This is a genomic window from Paenibacillus sp. 276b, assembly GCF_900107875.1.
GTDB classification, from domain to species: domain Bacteria; phylum Bacillota; class Bacilli; order Paenibacillales; family Paenibacillaceae; genus Paenibacillus; species Paenibacillus marchantiae.
Map to the genome: position 1 here is coordinate 596,680 of NZ_FNRR01000003.1, position 17,224 is coordinate 613,903.

Below are 17,224 nucleotides of genomic sequence, written 5' to 3' on the forward strand. Positions count from 1 at the left end.
ATTTTAAAAATACTAACATATGAAGAATCCTTTAGAAATCCTGTAGCTTAAAATAGTTAAACATTTTGATTTGGCAAAATTTAATTGTATACTATTAATTACACATCCATTAAGCTCAACCAGATGAACAAAGAGAGGATGATTTCACATGTCGGAAACCAATCAACTGTTCGGACAAGCCCTAGTCAAATCACTAGTCGGAGAACGCGGACATATTCGTATTGCACGCGCTCTACCGGACATTAGCGTAGAACTAGCTAGTCGCAAACATGAACATATGCCATACAGTATCTATCAATTGGTGAAACATATGCATTACTGGCAACAATTTATGTTGGAGCATTTGGAAGGAAGAAAGCCGCAGCTTCCAGCGAATGTGATGGAGAGTTGGCCAGAAGATACGGGTCCTCAGGATGAAGCAGCGTGGGAGGCAGATATTCAGGCCTTCCTGGACGGGGTAGATCGAGCAGTAACGATTGCCGAAACGGTGCAGTTGGATGATTCACTGCCGTATTTCCCCGGCGAAACCAAAGCCGGACTTTTGCGCAACATCGCATCTCATAACTCGTACCATCTGGGCGAGATTGTGCTGCTGCGTCGCTTCTACGGGGCATGGCCACCACCAGGAGGCGGTTTCCCAGCGTAACCCTATTTACATCCGATCAATTGGACGAATTTACAGACACATACATCTAAGCTCTGAAAGGACGATTGTTCCTTTTACAGCTTCTTGTGGTTATAGGCAAGTGACATCCATTGAAGTGCAGATTATAACGCTCATATCCTGCTCCAGGCTCATATATTACTTCAAAGTACGTATATGACTTTGAGGTGCGTACTTCTCATCCTTCTTTTTCTGACCCACAATATGAACAGAAGAAGAGAGGAGCATGTCCATTGAAAACCGAACAATTGGTTACCCGTTACACCGCGCTTGTCATCGGTGCTGGAGGTGTCATTGGAAGAAACCTCATCGATTATCTGATGACACTTCCGCAATGGGATATCATTGGTGTATCTCGCCGCGGAGGAGAAAATGCCCCCAAGTTACGTTATATATCAGCTGATTTACTGAACGAAGCAGACACACAAGACAAACTGAGTCATTTAACGACCGTTACGCATATTTTCTACGCCGCGTATCAGGATCGCCCAACCTGGGCCGAATTGGTACAGCCCAACTTGGCCATGCTCGTCAATGTGGTGAATACCATAGAACCGATCGCTCCAAATCTCCAACATATTAGCCTAATGCAAGGTTATAAAGTGTACGGTGCACATCTGGGTCCATTCAAAACACCTGCCAAAGAAACAGATGCACATCATATGCCCCCTGAATTCAATGTCGATCAGCAAATGTTTCTCGAGAATCGGCAACCCGGAAGTAGCTGGACCTGGTCAGCCCTGCGCCCGTCCGTTGTATGTGGATTTGCCCTGGGTAATCCAATGAACCTTGCCATGGTTATTGGCGTTTATGCGTCTATCTCCAAGGAGCTTGGCTTGCCACTTCGATTCCCTGGGAAACCAGGAGCGTATCATTCGCTTCTTGAAATGACTGATGCCACATTGCTGGCTCATGCAACTGTATGGGCAGCAACCGAACCTCGCTGTGCCAATCAGGCATTTAATATCACCAATGGCGATCTGTTTCGCTGGAATGAGCTATGGCCCAGAATCGCTGCATTTTTCGAATTGGAAACCGCACCTCCACTCCCCCTCTCACTTGCAACAGTGATGGCAGATAAAGAAGATCTTTGGAAATCCATGATTGAAAAGTATGGTTTGGTAAACACCCCTTATGATGATGTCTCTTCCTGGGTATTTGGTGACTTTGTCTTCTCGTGGGATTATGACTTCTTCGCAGATGGTTCCAAAGCTCGCCGCTTCGGATTTCATGATTTTATTGACACTGAGGCTATGTTTATGGATATTTTCAGAAATCTACGTGAGCGCAAGATCCTTCCGTAAAGTAAATAAAATGCATAATAAGCCGATTCGTGAATTCCAGAATCGGCTTATATAAGTTCCTCAACGGTCCGTAGTAGTTGGCGGCTTAAACAGAATTTTTCCTCGATCACCATAAACATTCTCCACGTGTATATCGCCCCACCTACACATCAGATGAAGAATCTCTTTAAGACTCCACCCATACTCTGTTAATTCATACTCCACTTTAGGCGGGACCTGGTGATGGGAAATACGGACAATGACCCCCGCCTCCGTTAGTTCACCAAGTTGCTGAGTCAACACTTTCTGGGTGATTGCAGGAATCAGCTTCATCAGCTCACCATTACGTTTCTTGCCAAAGGTAAGATGGAATAGAATAACGGGCTTCCACTTTCCCCCGATCACTTCAAGAAAAGCTTCAACTGCGGTGTTATATACTTTGAGCGGTTCCTCCATATCACCCTCTGTCTCCCTTCCAGGCTATTTTTCAATCTCCCGATTCATCTTCTCAAAAATGTTTACTAATTGGGCACGATCTTCTTCAGTCAGTTTCTGGAATAAATTTTTACGCAGCTTCTGCCCCTCCAATATTGCTCTTTCGAGGACTTCGATCCCTTTGTCAGTAATGTTCAAATATATAATACGGCGGTCAGCTTCATCTACCATTCTGACGGCTAATTTCTTGGCAACCAGCTTATCAGCTAAATAGCTGAGCGTAGGCGGGGTCAGGCCCAATAGTTTGGCAATATCCGAAGGTCGGCTTTTTCCATTTTGATTGAGATGACTGAGTACAAGCACATGAGAGACGCCGAGGTCCTCATTAAACGATTTGTTCCACTGTATAATCAATTTATTGGTGAAATTGTCCATGTTGTGTATGAGCTCAAAAATGTTCTGTTCTTCCATGTGTTCCTCCTCGCAAAAATAAAACAACAGCCCTTATTCAACTTAAGGGCTGTCATCATTTTACACGCTATTGGGCTGAGTATCCACCATCGATAACCAGCTCAGATCCTGTAATGTACGAAGAATCATCCGAAGCCAGGAACAGTGCAGCGTTGGCAATATCGATAGCCTGCCCCAGACGTTGCAGAGGCGTTGCCTGAATGAGTCGGTCAAGCAGTTCCTTCGATGTGTTCAAGGCTTGCGTCATTGGTGTTTCAATGATCCCCGGGAAGAGAGCATTCACCCGAACACCTTGACGACCAAAGGTTGTCGCTGCCGCTTTGGATAATGCGCGTACCGCGCCTTTGGATGCCGAATAGTGGTTAAAGCCTTGTCCAATCAATGCGGTGTATGAAGAAATATTGACGATGGAACCTTTCTTTTGTGCTGCCATATACGGAGCTACATGTTTCATACCAGCAAATGGGCCAAAGCCATTAATGGAGAGCATTTTCTGCCAATCCTGCGCATTGATTTCCTCAAACGGCTTCTCTGAAGAAATGCCTGCATTGTTAACCAGAATATCGATTTTACCAAAACGTTCGTTAACTACTTTGGCTAAAATCTCCCAATCTTCATCGGAGGAAACATTCAACTTCATTCCGTACACATTCTCTTTTTGGCTCGCTTTCTCCAGTGCTTCCTCATTAATGTCTGCGGCAATAACGATGGCGCCTTCCTTTGCAAAGAGATCAACCATGCCTTCACCAATTCCTGATGCTCCACCTGTAATGATAGCTACTTTATTATCTAATCTTCCCATATGAAACGCTCCTAACGTGATTTATTTATACGACGCTGCTTTAGTTGCTAGGCGTATGGTGTGATTTCATAAACTGTTCAAAATCCGGAACGGTTGGGTTGGCAATATAATGGCCGCCTTCAACCTGGATGGTCTGTCCGGTAATGAATTTGGACTCATCTGAGGCCAGGAATACGACGGTGTATCCAATATCATCGGGTTCCCCGTGATAAGGCAGTGCGTTATATTTCGCGAACATATCCAATACATCCGGAGGCATATTATTCTGGGCTGCCGGGGTCAAGATCAATCCAGGTGCGACAGCATTGCAACGAATGTTATGTTTGCCATATTGGGTGGCAATATACCTTGTTAGATTCACTACTCCTGCTTTTGAGGCACCGTAAGCAACCCGCACCGCATCGCCTGTAAAGCCAGCCATGGAGGCCGTATTAATGATGGAACCCTCACCCGCTTCAATCATATGAGGGATGGCGAATCTACAGCCGAGCAGCACGCTTTTCAGGTTCACGTTCATCAGCCGATCCCACTCGTCCAGATCTACGTTAACCACGTCCAAATCCTTCTTCAGGTTAGTCAGGCCAACGTTGTTGAACAGACTCGTGAGCTTACCATATTGCTGCACCGTAAAATCCACAGCTTCCTTAATCGAAAATTCATCTCCGGCATCAACAAAAACGGCCACTGCCTCTCCGCCTTGAGCCTGAATATCCGCTGCCGCTTCTTTTGCCCCATTGACATTGAAATCAGCAATAACGACTTTTGCTCCTTCTCTCGCCATCAATTGGGCTGCGGACAATCCTATTCCAGAAGCGCCTCCAGTTACAAGGGCTACTTTGTCTTTCATTCTCAACATGGTTCTCAAGCTCCTTTCATAAAGAAACCGAAAATAAATAACAGCTCTATTATTTAGATGACTAAATATTAGATGTCTAAATAATAGCAGAGGAATGGTCGTTCTGCAATGCATACGGCCCTGTATCCTTATTTTGGATATCTTCAGCGAAGCAAGTGAAGTGTTTAAAATGGGAATGGAAAAACCGGATAAGAATAACCTTATCCGGTTGGCTTAATTTGATCATGTAGTTGATCCATTTTTAATTCAACAATTCAACACAGTCATACACCCACCCGGCACTTAACCAATTGCCCAAGTCGCTGGAGCCGCTAATTGGCGTAATGGTTACCGTGTTGGACCCATTAACAAAATAGGATGCCGGTATATTCCAGGAAAAGGTTGTATTGTTGCCTCGGTAGGTCCCAATCGTAAAGCTACGAGAGTTCGGTTGGGAGGAGGCTGCCGGATTGGTTAACGTCTGACCGTTAATCGTTACGCTGGGTCTTCCATTGTTGTATGCTGCCGTAATACCGATGTTAAGTACATGCGAAGATGCCGCTTGGGAAGAGTTCAGGCTAAAGGTAACGGTTGTGGGCGAGTTTTGTCCCCGGAACTGAATCGCAGGGAACTTGTTGGTTGCACTGCCGGTGGCATAACTGACAGGGCCCCAGCTTGGATTACGGCTATCGGAAGGATGACGGATCGGAATTGTCTGGCCGTTCAGGAACTCTGACGGTGTACCATCCCAATTCCCAATGCGCCAGATGCTGGATGCTTTACTTGGATCATTGTTAATCGTACGCGTATTCAGCGTTGTCGTTGATCCTCCAGTGACGTTCACACTTTCGGTATAGACGGCCAGTTCCCCCTTATACACCGTCATGGTGTATGTACCTGGAATCATGCTGTATTTGGCAGCTGCCCCGCTCGAAGAGGCATTCACCCAATATTGGGCGTTGCTGTTGGCAAAACCAACCGTATATGCATAACCCGTATCCATGCCAGAGAGCCCGTTAAGCACGACATTACCTCGGCTGGACACCCAACCTGTCAGGTTTAGACTCGACATCCAGCTAAAATTAGGTACGCTTGGCGTTGCACCGGTGGTGAAAATCAAGGCATACGGCCCATGCAGGCCCATACGCCAATTTTCTGTCTGGGCATGTCCTGAATTCATGTAATTGTAGACCTCCGTATCTCCACCACTCTGGAACTGAATATCACGGAAGAACGGACCTCCCGAGCTCTTCTCTCGGTCGCCATAGGCCATAAACACGCCCACACCATTCCCAGTAACGCCTCGAATGGTCAGATCCTTGGCCTGGTCGTTGCCGTAATACTTCGAGGTACTCTGTCCGTTGGCGTAACCAAAAACATCCTCGCTCTCAATCGCGCCGGTGTTATTCCGATTATTCGAGTTGGCCGGAACCCCTGTTAACACGCTGCCGTTACCCCGGAAAATATAGCGCAATTCCCCCACAGACGGTTCTGCTGTGACATACGTTGCCATATAGATAATGTTCTCACCGCCACGTGATGCATAGTATTGGGTAAGCGTGCTGGTTGAGACGGTGATCAATAGGGTTGATCCCGAAGGAGATGTGTTCCAGGTTACATTGGCAGAGCCCAAACCAGAGCTGATATGGGACCCCTTGCTGGAGCCGTTCAGCTCTGTTCCGTTCATTTTGGCAGATATGATATCGCCATTGGTTTTATTCACCGTGTATACCAGACCTGCTCCTGTGTTTACTTCAATCCTCGACCCGTTATCCGTAACATTGATGGTGGCTGCGTGTCCGGTGGATGTTGGATATAATACCGCTGCTGCCATCATCACCAGTAATAGAAACGAACTGAATCCCTTCTTCACTAAACGTCTGCTCACGAGCTAATCCCTCCCTGGAATCGTTTTTTAACGTTTTCGTAATGGGCCAAAATCAGATATTTAAATATCGTATATGAGATAGCTGAACTAAAAGTAAAGCGCTTACATTATAATGTATGACAAACGAGCCTATGTCTCATCCCGGTATTCTTGCTGCATGCGGCATATCCCTGCGGGTCATCTTTCTTCCCTATCGTCCTCTTATGACAACACCTCCTGTATAGGAATAATCTGCAACTAACTTACTGGTAATATCATTAAAATAATACCATTATGTTACATAAAGTGGCAATGAAAATAGCTATCAGCCTGCCGTAATCTCTCTATGTTTTTTGTATCTTATACTCCTTACGGGCAATGTGGATTATGGCTGAGCTGCCTGAACGCAGCTAAACAATACATACGGTGATCTCACCATCAACATTACGTCCTTCTTCTACCGCATGGAATGAGAGGATTTCAACTGAAAAAGCTGCATCCTTTGTGACGGATGCAGCTCTTCAATATTTTGTATAACAGGAAGCTACAACCTTCTTTACAGTGAACCCTCAAGGTTTGCAGGTTGATTTCCCTCATTCACCAGACCTTGAATAAAGGTCTCAACATTGGGCGCAAGCCAAGTGATCTTGTAGCCTTCTGCTTTATTTACATGGACAACCTCGGGCTCACCGGCATTGCCGGATTCACGATAATCCAGCATCACGACCTCTGAATCGGAAGGGCACTCACACAGAATGACACCGATTTCGGGGTACCCCCCTTGTTCGATGATCACCCGGCTTCCAGCTTCTCCACACAGTGAATGTGCCTTTTCCCGTCCAATACCCAGGATATTCGATATTTCAACTTGAATCTTCCCATCATTCTCCGCCTGACTAACCGGAAAATAACGATAGTGGGGAACACCACCATTATGTAGTTTCATCATGTTCACATAGAATGTCGGCAGCTTGAACACCAATTGATCCTCCACTGCTTCAATTTGCTCTTCAGTAGGTGGGGACAACACATATTGATCGACGTTTGCTGGACTGTCATTCCAGAAGCTCGTCGATTCGGCATGGATACCAGGCGCAGCTTCGATGGTGATTTCAGTCACCGAGTGGACTGTATCCACGGGCTCCTCTACCACTTCTTCTGTAAGCTTGTCTGCTGTTTTATTCCGAATCCATTCCAGGAACTCCTGTGTATCCTCATCTCCCGGCTCCAATCGGTCCGCTGCTTCGAAAGCTTCACGCGCGTTCTCATATTGCTCCAAATAATAATACGCCAGACCAATGCGGTAATGCCAAAGCGGGTCATTTTGTCCCTCTGCTTCAACCGACAGGAATTGCTCCACTGCCTCCTGGTAACGCTCCATATTATTCAACGCTCTACCCAGATGGTTGACCAGAATATAATTCCGCTCCTCTTCCGGAACCTCTGTAATCGCATCTATAATCTCTTCATAATCATCCTGTTCATGCCAATCCTCTAGCCGTTCCAAGAGTTCATCATTCATTGATCTTGCCTCCCTGTCTTATTCGTTGTAGAAATTATATCATTTAGGCGCTGCCCACTCCAAAAAAGGCGATTTCCACCAACTTAGCTCCAGATGAAATGTTCAACTTTCGGGACGATAGAGTGTCTCATTTAATATCTTTGTGACGAACGCGGTTTTATTGTCACAATAACGATCGATATCAGATCGATACTGCGCTGCTAACCTGATTTTTAATTGTTGGTATTCATTGCGCGCCGTCTCATTATCTCTTAAATAGTCTCTTAACGCGATATGTTCCAGATACCCTTTTCCATCCTTAGGACAAACATATAAATGATACTTCATATGTTCATCTTGATATGTCCTTTGAAAGGCTTCTCTTCCCTCAATGCCGAGATTCCCTTGGTATTCGTACCCTTCTAGTGCCAACCGCTTAATAATCTCTGGGAGTACATCATAGCTATCAATGACAACATCCAGATCGATAACGGGTTTAGCTGATAAACCCTCAACCGATGTACTGCCCACATGCTCTACTCTTAGAATTAAGTCACCAATATATCTAATTATCATTCCTTTTATCTGTTCAAAAGCGACTTTCCATTGCGGATCGTATGGAACGACCTCAATAATAGGTGTTTTTTCGACCATGATGATCCCCTCCCTAAATCCATGGTATTCGTTATCCATTATCTCCCCTCGTTCATGTTGAATTCACAATTGTGTATTACCGTTAAACAATACTTCAACTACAGTCGTCAACATTCACGAGGAGGATATTCCTTATGTATCAGATCATTATTGAGTTTGTAAGTATCTTTCTAGCCGGCATCCTGGCTGGTGAAGAGTTTGTGGTACGGTATGGAGTGCATGTGTCCCTGGCTAAGCTGGATGAACCTTCGCAGATTCGGGTTCGCCAAGCACTAATACTAAAATTGCGTTTACTTGTACCTGCCATTTTTCTACCCACGGCCATTTCAGGCGTTGCAGTACTCATAATGAGTGGTTCCGAACCCGGATTCGGCTTCCGCTTGGCAGGCGTTCTTGCTTTACTTATATTTATTTTGACTACACTTATCGGTACCGTGCCTATTAACAAAGGTGCGCTCGCCTGGAATCCCGATGCACCACCACGCAATTGGAAGCAGTTAGTGAGAAGATGGGAGCGATTAGATGTGGTTCGTTCTTCGGCGGCAATTTTGGCTTTTGTGTTCTTCTTGACGGCAGTGGCGCTGCAGTTAGTCGGGAATTAAAGCGGGCCTAGCTGCCTATTCTTATTTTGTATTCATAACAAGAGAATACTTATTGAAAATCCAGGAGTCCTTCAACTCGTTTACAGCACGTTGGCTGACACGAACGGATGGCTTCTGCTCTTGCATGGCATCTACTCCAGGTGCGGAGAAACGCAGCAGGTTGGTGAATTTTTTAACTCCGCTCGCCACCTCTTCATAAAACGCATAGGTTAACGGCAAATGCTCTCGAATATCTTCGTATATATAGTATTTCCCCTTCTCATCCTCCAAATTGATCTGAAAACCTTTGGGGAGCGACAGGGTAATGCACGGTAATTCATCCTCAGCCCATTGTCCAACATAGGGGAAGTGAATTCCTTCGTTTTTGACGAAAAATCCGGAATTGTGCTGATCCAGCGTAATCAATACTGAATAGGCGAGATATGGGTGATACCCCTCCCTTTTCTCTGCCGCGGTAAAAAAATGATAAAATTGCTCATATCCTTCAAGCACCTGATTCGTATCATATTGAGTCTGATCATAACTAGGACGGATAAACTTTGCTCGTTTCTGCTCAAAAAGTGCCAACAAGCTTTTGAATTCATCCGGTGTTATGAAAAATTTCAGTTTATAAAATCCACTGTGTTTTAATCGATCCAATTAGCTCACCGCCAAATATAGACTTATAAAAACCGATCTCGTTTGCAACGTCAAATCTAGGATGCAGTTTGATACCTACTTCCACAATTTCAACATATTATCCTGCTAAGGAAGCTCTATTCCTCCCTTACCCTAGGATGAGTGTTTGTATCGGAACACAGGACATTCTCCATAAGTAAAAGTAAAAGGGCAAAAACGGTTCGCATTACACGAACCATTTTCGCCCTTTCGAATTTATTAAGAAATGCTATTCTCTTCAACCGAGTCTTCCACTCTCGCTCAGAGCATACACATTCTTTCAACCACTATGTTTACAAACCTTCGATCAGTGCCTTGATTGAGCTGTCACTCTCCAGTGCACGGATGATAATCGTCACAGCTTCAGCACGTGTAGCTTTGCCGCTCGGCGAGAACACGGAAGAGGATAGCCCTTGCACCAGATTGGCGGATGAAGCCTGGGCAATTGCCGCCGCTGCCCAGTTACTGCTGTCCACATCACTGAAGCTGGTCGGAGCACTAGTTGCAAGTGCATTCAGATTAAGCACACGAGCAATAATCGTCACCATCTCAGCGCGGGAGATCGTCGCATTAGGTTTGAAGTTGCCGTCTGCATAGCCGGTAATGACTCCCTTGTCAGCCAGAGCGCTGATATATCCGGCTGCCCAGCTAGACTTCGTATCTTTGAAGCTAGCCGAAGCCGAATTCTTGCCAAGGCCAAATGCCCGGGCAATCATTGCGGTAAATTCAGCTCGGGTGACGGACGCATTAGGCCGGAACGAACCATTCTCGTAACCATCCACCATGCGTAATTTCACGGCAGCACCAATACTTCGGTTGGCCCAGTGACCAGAAATATCGCTGAATGTCTTTTGTTCATTTTTCGTTGCCGCTATGGCTTCATTAACTGTCTTCAGTACCGTTTCCTGGCTCACAACACCTGATTTGAACGGATTAACCTGTGTTGCTGGCGGTACCGTTGGTTCTGTTGTAGGAGGTGTGGTAACCGTACCCGAATCTGTTCCAGAACCTGTTGATGGTGTGGATGGTGTGGATGGTGTTGGTGTAGTGACGGAGCCACCACCTGTACCAGGTGAAGTCGGCGTTGTTGGCGTAGTCCCCGGATTTGTTGTATCCGTAATCGCCAGTGCAATGCGGTTGCTCTCATATTTCACCTGGGCATTATATTTGCTTGGCAGGCCATCCACCTGAACAGAGGCGAACTTTCCGCTTTGCTGATTGGCGCCATGGCTTACAAGCGTAATCTCACCCGCACCAGGTACATAGCTGCTGGCAAAATTCACATGCAGTGCTCCGGCGGAGTTCACCGTACCTTTAACGTCGAGCACGTCATTTGCGGAAGCCACGTTGAGCTCCAGCGTACCGTCAGCAGCCTGCACGAAGTTGCCTTCAATGTTCCATTTGCCAGTTACGCTCTCCGTAACCGTCCCCCCGTTGTTGACCACATCGCCACTACCGAACGCAGTAGCTGTATCACCTTCCAATGTGCCCGCGCTAACCTGAGTACCTCCGGAGTACGTATTAGCCCCCCGCAGTTTCAATGTACCGCTGCCTTCCTTCGTCAGCTTGCCGGTACCGGAGATGTTGTTCCGCCAAACATCCACCGTGTTAAAACCACCCTTGCTGGCATCCATCACTACCGTTACATCACTGTTGAATGCGCCATATCCGTCTGCCGCAGCGAACAGATTGAGGCGTCCCCAGCCTTCGGGATCATCCAATACAGGGTAGCCGGATGTAATTCCGGTTGTCGCCAGTACAGCACGACGCTGATCCGCACTAAGATAAGGCTGTCTGGTCTCAAGCAGCACCTCTGCTCCTTTAGGGACTGGCATAGGCTCCGTTGTGGAACCGATCTGCGGGAAGCCATAAGTCAGACGTTGGGTATACTCGGCCTTGTTTTTCTCGTAGTCGGTAAATCGGTCTTCTGCTGTTCCGGTCTCCTTCAGCAGTACATTATGCGCTTGATCGTAAGCTGCCTGCTTCAGTTCAGCATTCTCCGGATCATTCAGAGCACCTGCTGCGAGGGCAGTTGCAAGTACACGACCGCCCATGACATCCAATGGGGAGTGCATTCCGGCAACAACTCGGTTGTTGCCCATTTCCGAAGCACGGGTTACCAACTCCTGAAAACGTTCAGGCACGGCATAAGCGAATGCAATTGCGGCAAGGTAGGACGCATTGGTATGCCCGCTCGGGAAGCCGCCGTCCGAGGCCGCCTCTGCCTCATCTTTAATTGCTGGTCTCAGCGTTGGCACGACAACCTCATGAGTATTCAACCAGCGGAACGGACGCATATAACTGAAGAAATTTTTGGAAGGGTTAGTTGACGCCGCATTACCGCGCAGGGCTCCGACCAGATCAACCATTTTACCTAGATCGGAATCGGAATTTCCGGCTTTGTTCGTTGTATTACCGTCGTCATACTTCTTCGTTGTGGCATCGTCCGGGATGCTCGTAATGGTCGTATATGTTCCTGATTTTTCACGATATACATCAGCCAGTGAACCCAGACCCTCGGTTGCACCGTAAGTTTGATTTGTACGATCGGTATAGTACGCGGCGTCCTCCTCCGCTTGAGTGCGGTTTGCTGCGATATCCGCTACATATTGAATGTTATAGTCCAGTATGTCGGGTTGAACCTTAGTGCCATTGTTCCAGGAAGAACCTGGTGTCCAGAGATCCAGGAACTTGGACAATGTGCCAAGGGCCGGGTTGGTCTCAAGTGTAGTGTTCGATGAGTTATTATTCTTATACGTATCTACAAAATAACCCCAAGCCGGCTCCTGCGGTAATGGAACTTGCGAATCACTTGGTGCCGCAAGCACAGCAGTTGATGCAATTGAATTGGATATGAGCACGACACCCATAGCAGCGGTCAACATTTTCTTTTTGTTTTTGTTGGCTTTCGTTTTCAAATCTTTTCGACTCCCATCGTTTGGTAGTTGGTCTCGAATCGGTCTCAATGTAGCACCCGGCACGTTTAACCAGCAATAAAACAATTTCGCCATTGTATCAATTTCGGAGCAATATCGCCTGTTTTCGACATTTAACATTCCCTTCATATAAATCGTGAACTTTGGTGGAATCAGGTAGTGTATAATCGTCGCCGGGAGGAATGCCTCATGAAAAAATGGAGCTCCGCATGGGCGGGTTTGGCGATTTCGTACGGTTCCATCGTGGTCGTCATTGTGCTGCTTATATGCTCTTTCTTCTATATCTATTTCTCGCGCAGTTACAATGAGGAATTGCAGAACAAGAATCAGCTGATTCTTGAAAATACAACACGAACCATTGAAGGAACGATCCTGCAAAGGGTGCAGCAGATCTACCTGGACTTGTCACTCGACAAGTCTGCGGATATTCGACTGTTCGCGGAACCATCTACTCGAAGCGGGCTAGACAGCGTCATTGACCTCCAGGAGTTACTTAAGTCCAAGGTTGCCGGCAACGCGGACATGATTCAGGCCATACATCTTTATTATCCTGGACAAAACATCATGCTATCGTCGCTATACGGCCTGCGCTATAACGCCGATCAAGGGGAAGGCTCGGCTTATTATTCAGATTGGCTTCAGGATATGCGGGCCAGCAAGCAAAATAGCCTGTGGACGGCTTCACGTCAGGTACCGCAGGACATTTTCTCCAGCGTGCCAGGTGGCACAGCTGACAGTAGCAACGCCCTGTTGACGTACACGCACAGCTATCCTTTTCAGTCCACAGGCGAAACCGGTGATGTCTATATTGCAATAGATGTAAAAGAAAGCGCGATTATCAGCATCATAGAGAATATGATGCCCTCACAATACAAAAGCACATTTATCGTTAACCATATGGGTAACACCATTAGTAATGCCAATACCGACACTCTGGGGCAGCCAGGCGAATACGGTGCGAGCATCAAGAAAGCACTACAGTCTGGAAACGCGAAGGGCAGCTTTGACGACAAGATCGACAATACATCGGTTGTTGTGTCCTACCAGACCCTGCCTTCGACAGGATGGACTATCTATAGCGCAATGCCGGCCAGCTTCTATTATGAGCAGTCGATCATGGTACAGAAGCTCATCCTCGGCATCTGCATGATCGCCATCGTAATCGGTCTGGCGCTGTCAGCAGTTTTGCTCAGAGCGAATTACAGCCCGATCAAACGCCTCGTCAGCCGGATTAAGGACCTATCCGGACCGGCAACAACGCATATTACGAATGAATACCGGCTGATCGACAGTGCCTTCATGCAATTAAACGATAAGGTGAGCAGCCTTGAGGAAACACTGCTGGCGAACAGTCCGGCAATCAAGCATAACGCTGTACTGAATCTGCTGCAGGGCAGCTATAGCCGAGAACAGTGGGCAGAAGAACGGACTGCACTAGGCATCTCACATCCATATCACACATACATCTGCTTGCTTTTGAATACCGGGGTAGCCCATATGGGACTTAGCTCGGAGAATCTGCCATCCGTCATATCGAGATTTATCCATGGGCTGGAGTCGCTACCCTTGCCAGATAGCCGCCTGATTGCCGAGGAGCTGCCGGACAAGAAGCTGGCGGTTATTCTGTGTACGGATATAGCGTCTGAACCGCTCCTGGACAAGCTGTCCCAGCTTCTATTGTCAGAGGCACGACAGCAGTTCCAGCTTGATATCCAGCTATCGTCAGGCTCCTGGGTGCAAGAGCTGGCCGATGTGCATAGAAGCTTCAGCGAGGCCCAGGCGTTGATGAAATACGCGTATTTCCTGCCCGAGCTCCATATCCTGAAGGACCGCAGCATTCTCCAGCGGGAGCACAATATGGACGAAATTCCGCAGGCCATGCTTGCCAAGTTCAGGGACAAGCTTCATGCCAGGCAGCCGGATGAGGCCGTTGCCGCCGTTGACCAGTTCATTGCCACGATGAGGGAAGGATTATATCCCGCAGACTATTGCCATTTTATGCTGGCGAATGCGGTATTCGTCTACTCGGATGTTGTGAAAAATGCCCGTTACAAGCATCCCATTCAGCTCGGTCATCCCGATCTGTATCATGAGTACATCAGTATCGCCAATATCGTGGCATATCGCGACTGGCTCGTGGAGTCGATCAATGTATTTATCGCTGAAACGGAGAAACGGAACAGCGACCGGGCCGTTTCTACCATTGGGCTCGCAAAACAATATATTGAGGAGCATCTGTCCGAAGATCTGTCACTGGAGGCCGTAGGAGCGCAGGTGTTCATCAGTTCCAAATATTTGAGCAAGCTTTTTAAAGAGGAGCTTGGCGTTACCTATACTGACTATGTCACCTCCCGGCGGATGGAACGGGCCAAAGTACTGATTGAGAACAACAACATGACTATTGAACGGATCGCAAGCTCCGTTGGCTATGGAACCACTGCCTATTTCATTAAACGGTTCAAGGAAATGTACGGCTGTACGCCGGGCCATTATTTACGCAAGACTGCTTCGGCAGGAATCGCGGATGCTGGATCTTAAGGTGAGGAAGGGTTGCGGATGAAAAAAAAGGGATGGCTGCGCGTTGCAGCGCTTCTCGCAATGCTGATTCCGGTAGGCATGATCAGTACCCTCAGCGGCTGCGATCTGCCACTCGGGCAGAAGACCACAACGGATAAGCAAGAAGCCGATTCGGCTTCCCCCAATCCGCGCTACCACATTTCATGGACGATACATCAAAATTATCCGGTGCCGGAGGATGCGGAGATGCTCAAGTACGTGGAGGACAAATTCGATGTGGATCTCGATGTGTGGAATCTTGAAAATAACAAATATGAATCCCTTCTCGACATGAAGCTGGCCCAGGGTGCCATTCCCGATCTGTTCCGTATCCGCCAGCCGCAGGACCTGCTGAAGTACCAGCAGCAAGGTGTACTGGCCGAAATTCCTGTTGATATGCTCAACACATACGCCCCAAACCTGATGCGGATCATCCGGGAAAATGCGCCTGCTTACGAAAATGCCGGAAGGATTGACGGAGCCTATTATGGTATTCCCGTCATTAATCCGACCAACATCTATCGCACCCCGGTCGTTTTCCGGCAGGACTGGCTGGACAAGCTCGGTCTGTCGGTTCCGCAAACGCTGGCTGATTTTGAGAAGGTAATCTATTCCTTCACCAACGATGATCCTGACGGCAATGGGATCAAGGATACCTATGGCCTGTCCAGCGAAGGCATGAACGTTGTATTTGGCGCCTTTGGGCAAATTGTTTTCGCGGATCAGCTTTACTTCAGCATGAAGGATGGAGAGCAGGTCATCGGTGCCCTTCAGCCCGAAATGAAAGAAGCACTGCAATATTTACGCAAATGGTACCGGGACGGCGTGATCGATCCCGAGTTTATTACCGGGGAGAATAAGGGCAGCTATAAACACCTGTCACACGCCTTTATTAACGGCAGGATCGGAATGACCTCTATGGGCAATTATTATCACTGGATTCAGGATGGTGATTACCTGGACTGGAGTTATGGCTCGAATGGACATGCCGTAGAGACTCCGGTGCAATCAACCTTTAACGTGAAGGAGCTGACCGCAAAGAACCCGGAGGCCCGGGTGGTGTTCGGCAGACCTTTTACCGGACCATACGGGCAGCGCGGCTCCAAGGGATACGATATGTTAATGAGCTTCACCGCCATCGGCGCCGAGGCCGTCAAGGAACCGGGCAAGCTTGCGACAATCCTTCGAATTCTGGATGATGTCAGCGCAAACCCTGATCCGAACGAGGCAGCTACCCTGGCCTTCGGCGTGAAGGGCAAGCACTGGACTTGGACTGATACGTTTCCGCAGAACACGGTCATTCTTCCTCCGTACGATAAGATGTTCAGTTATCAGAACGGAATTGGCGCCAATCTGGGCATGACCGTGCCCCTGAAGCAGACCGGACGACGAGAGCAATGGGCTTCGACCCTCGGCCTGGACCAGGACGGCATTTACAACTCACTTGAGGTAGCAACCCCCTCCCTTGCCAAAAACGGAGCAGAGCTGATCAAGCTGAAGAACAAGGCCTACATCTCCTTCATTACAGGCGAGAGACCGCTGAGCGAATTTGATGATTTCGTGGAGGAATTCATGGCCGCAGGCGGCGCGGAAGTACTAAGCGAAGCGAATGAGTGAGTGATTATGAAACGAAACAAGATATAAGGATTTTGAGTTACATGCAGTAAACAAAACGCGAAAAAGGCTTCATATAAACCGAAGCCTTTTCGCGCCGAATAATATACAGTTTTATAATCATGTTGTTTATTTGTTTATTTGAGCAAGTTCACTAAAAAACACCAAGAACATACTAAACAAAATAACCACAAGAATTGTAAAACTAATACTGGCTAACGTTACATATTTTTTTGAAGCTTGCGGGTTGATAACTTTTGAAAAAAAATATACAAATACATAACTAAATATAGCAACAACTACAAGAATTAAAGGTGTAATAGTCATCATTCAAAACCTCTCATTTT

Annotated in this window: 15 protein-coding genes; 5 read left to right on the top strand and 10 right to left on the bottom strand. The window is 47.3% G+C overall.

What is annotated here, in order from left to right; translation table 11 throughout:
- The first annotated feature begins 148 nt into the window (after nucleotides 1-148).
- Together BLV50_RS18620 and BLV50_RS18625 are read left to right on the top strand one after the other, a co-directional pair.
- Nucleotides 149-646 (top strand): DinB family protein, encoded by a 498-nt coding sequence (locus tag BLV50_RS18620; RefSeq protein WP_079697042.1) that lies wholly within the window; start codon nucleotides 149-151, stop codon nucleotides 644-646.
- Nucleotides 647-897: 251 nt separating this feature from the next.
- Nucleotides 898-1,968 (top strand): SDR family oxidoreductase, encoded by a 1,071-nt coding sequence (locus BLV50_RS18625; RefSeq protein ID WP_090809334.1) that lies wholly within the window; start codon nucleotides 898-900, stop codon nucleotides 1,966-1,968.
- Nucleotides 1,969-2,028: 60 nt separating this feature from the next.
- On the opposite strand, the gene BLV50_RS18630 is transcribed toward BLV50_RS18625, so the two are convergent.
- The 7 genes from BLV50_RS18630 to BLV50_RS18660 form a co-directional block, all read right to left on the bottom strand.
- Entirely contained in the window at nucleotides 2,029-2,403 is a 375-nt protein-coding gene (locus tag BLV50_RS18630) for a winged helix-turn-helix transcriptional regulator (protein WP_063565814.1), read from the bottom strand.
- Nucleotides 2,404-2,427: 24 nt separating this feature from the next.
- Nucleotides 2,428-2,853 carry a MarR family winged helix-turn-helix transcriptional regulator gene (locus BLV50_RS18635; protein ID WP_064641542.1) on the bottom strand — a complete coding sequence of 142 codons (426 nt, stop codon included), beginning with the start codon at nucleotides 2,851-2,853 and terminating at the stop codon, nucleotides 2,428-2,430.
- A gap of 67 nt (nucleotides 2,854-2,920) precedes the next feature.
- Complete coding sequence (locus tag BLV50_RS18640; protein ID WP_079697041.1) at nucleotides 2,921-3,655, bottom strand: SDR family NAD(P)-dependent oxidoreductase; 735 nt, start codon at nucleotides 3,653-3,655, stop codon at nucleotides 2,921-2,923.
- Nucleotides 3,656-3,695: 40 nt separating this feature from the next.
- Nucleotides 3,696-4,511, bottom strand: coding sequence for an SDR family NAD(P)-dependent oxidoreductase (locus BLV50_RS18645; protein WP_090809336.1), 816 nt, complete (start codon nucleotides 4,509-4,511; stop codon nucleotides 3,696-3,698).
- Nucleotides 4,512-4,752: 241 nt separating this feature from the next.
- On the bottom strand, nucleotides 4,753-6,378 hold the full coding sequence (locus BLV50_RS18650) for a rhamnogalacturonan lyase B N-terminal domain-containing protein (RefSeq protein WP_090809338.1): 1,626 nt from the start codon (nucleotides 6,376-6,378) through the stop codon (nucleotides 4,753-4,755).
- Between the two features lie 535 nt (nucleotides 6,379-6,913).
- Nucleotides 6,914-7,879 carry an SMI1/KNR4 family protein gene (locus BLV50_RS18655; RefSeq protein WP_072733888.1) on the bottom strand — a complete coding sequence of 322 codons (966 nt, stop codon included), beginning with the start codon at nucleotides 7,877-7,879 and terminating at the stop codon, nucleotides 6,914-6,916.
- A gap of 102 nt (nucleotides 7,880-7,981) precedes the next feature.
- The gene (locus BLV50_RS18660) at nucleotides 7,982-8,512 is read right to left on the bottom strand and encodes a GrpB family protein (RefSeq protein ID WP_090809340.1); all 531 of its coding nucleotides are present in this window, start codon (nucleotides 8,510-8,512) and stop codon (nucleotides 7,982-7,984) included.
- A gap of 134 nt (nucleotides 8,513-8,646) precedes the next feature.
- Here BLV50_RS18660 and BLV50_RS18665 point away from each other — a divergent pair, with 134 nt between their 5' ends.
- Nucleotides 8,647-9,114: an anthrone oxygenase family protein gene (locus BLV50_RS18665; protein ID WP_079697036.1), complete on the top strand. Its 468-nt coding sequence runs from the start codon at nucleotides 8,647-8,649 to the stop codon at nucleotides 9,112-9,114.
- Nucleotides 9,115-9,135: 21 nt separating this feature from the next.
- Here BLV50_RS18665 and BLV50_RS18670 read toward each other — a convergent pair whose 3' ends face one another.
- Complete coding sequence (locus tag BLV50_RS18670; protein WP_072733891.1) at nucleotides 9,136-9,753, bottom strand: hypothetical protein; 618 nt, start codon at nucleotides 9,751-9,753, stop codon at nucleotides 9,136-9,138.
- Between the two features lie 311 nt (nucleotides 9,754-10,064).
- On the bottom strand, nucleotides 10,065-12,641 hold the full coding sequence (locus BLV50_RS18675; protein WP_371129270.1) for an S-layer homology domain-containing protein: 2,577 nt from the start codon (nucleotides 12,639-12,641) through the stop codon (nucleotides 10,065-10,067).
- A 255-nt stretch (nucleotides 12,642-12,896) separates the two neighbouring features.
- Between BLV50_RS18675 and BLV50_RS18680 the strand changes: the two genes are divergently transcribed.
- Together BLV50_RS18680 and BLV50_RS18685 are read left to right on the top strand one after the other, a co-directional pair.
- The gene (locus BLV50_RS18680; RefSeq protein ID WP_090809342.1) at nucleotides 12,897-15,245 is read left to right on the top strand and encodes an AraC family transcriptional regulator; all 2,349 of its coding nucleotides are present in this window, start codon (nucleotides 12,897-12,899) and stop codon (nucleotides 15,243-15,245) included.
- Between the two features lie 18 nt (nucleotides 15,246-15,263).
- Entirely contained in the window at nucleotides 15,264-16,880 is a 1,617-nt protein-coding gene (locus BLV50_RS18685; protein ID WP_090809344.1) for an extracellular solute-binding protein, read from the top strand.
- A 126-nt stretch (nucleotides 16,881-17,006) separates the two neighbouring features.
- On the opposite strand, the gene BLV50_RS18690 is transcribed toward BLV50_RS18685, so the two are convergent.
- Complete coding sequence (locus tag BLV50_RS18690) at nucleotides 17,007-17,204, bottom strand: hypothetical protein (protein ID WP_064641520.1); 198 nt, start codon at nucleotides 17,202-17,204, stop codon at nucleotides 17,007-17,009.
- Nucleotides 17,205-17,224 lie beyond the last annotated feature (20 nt).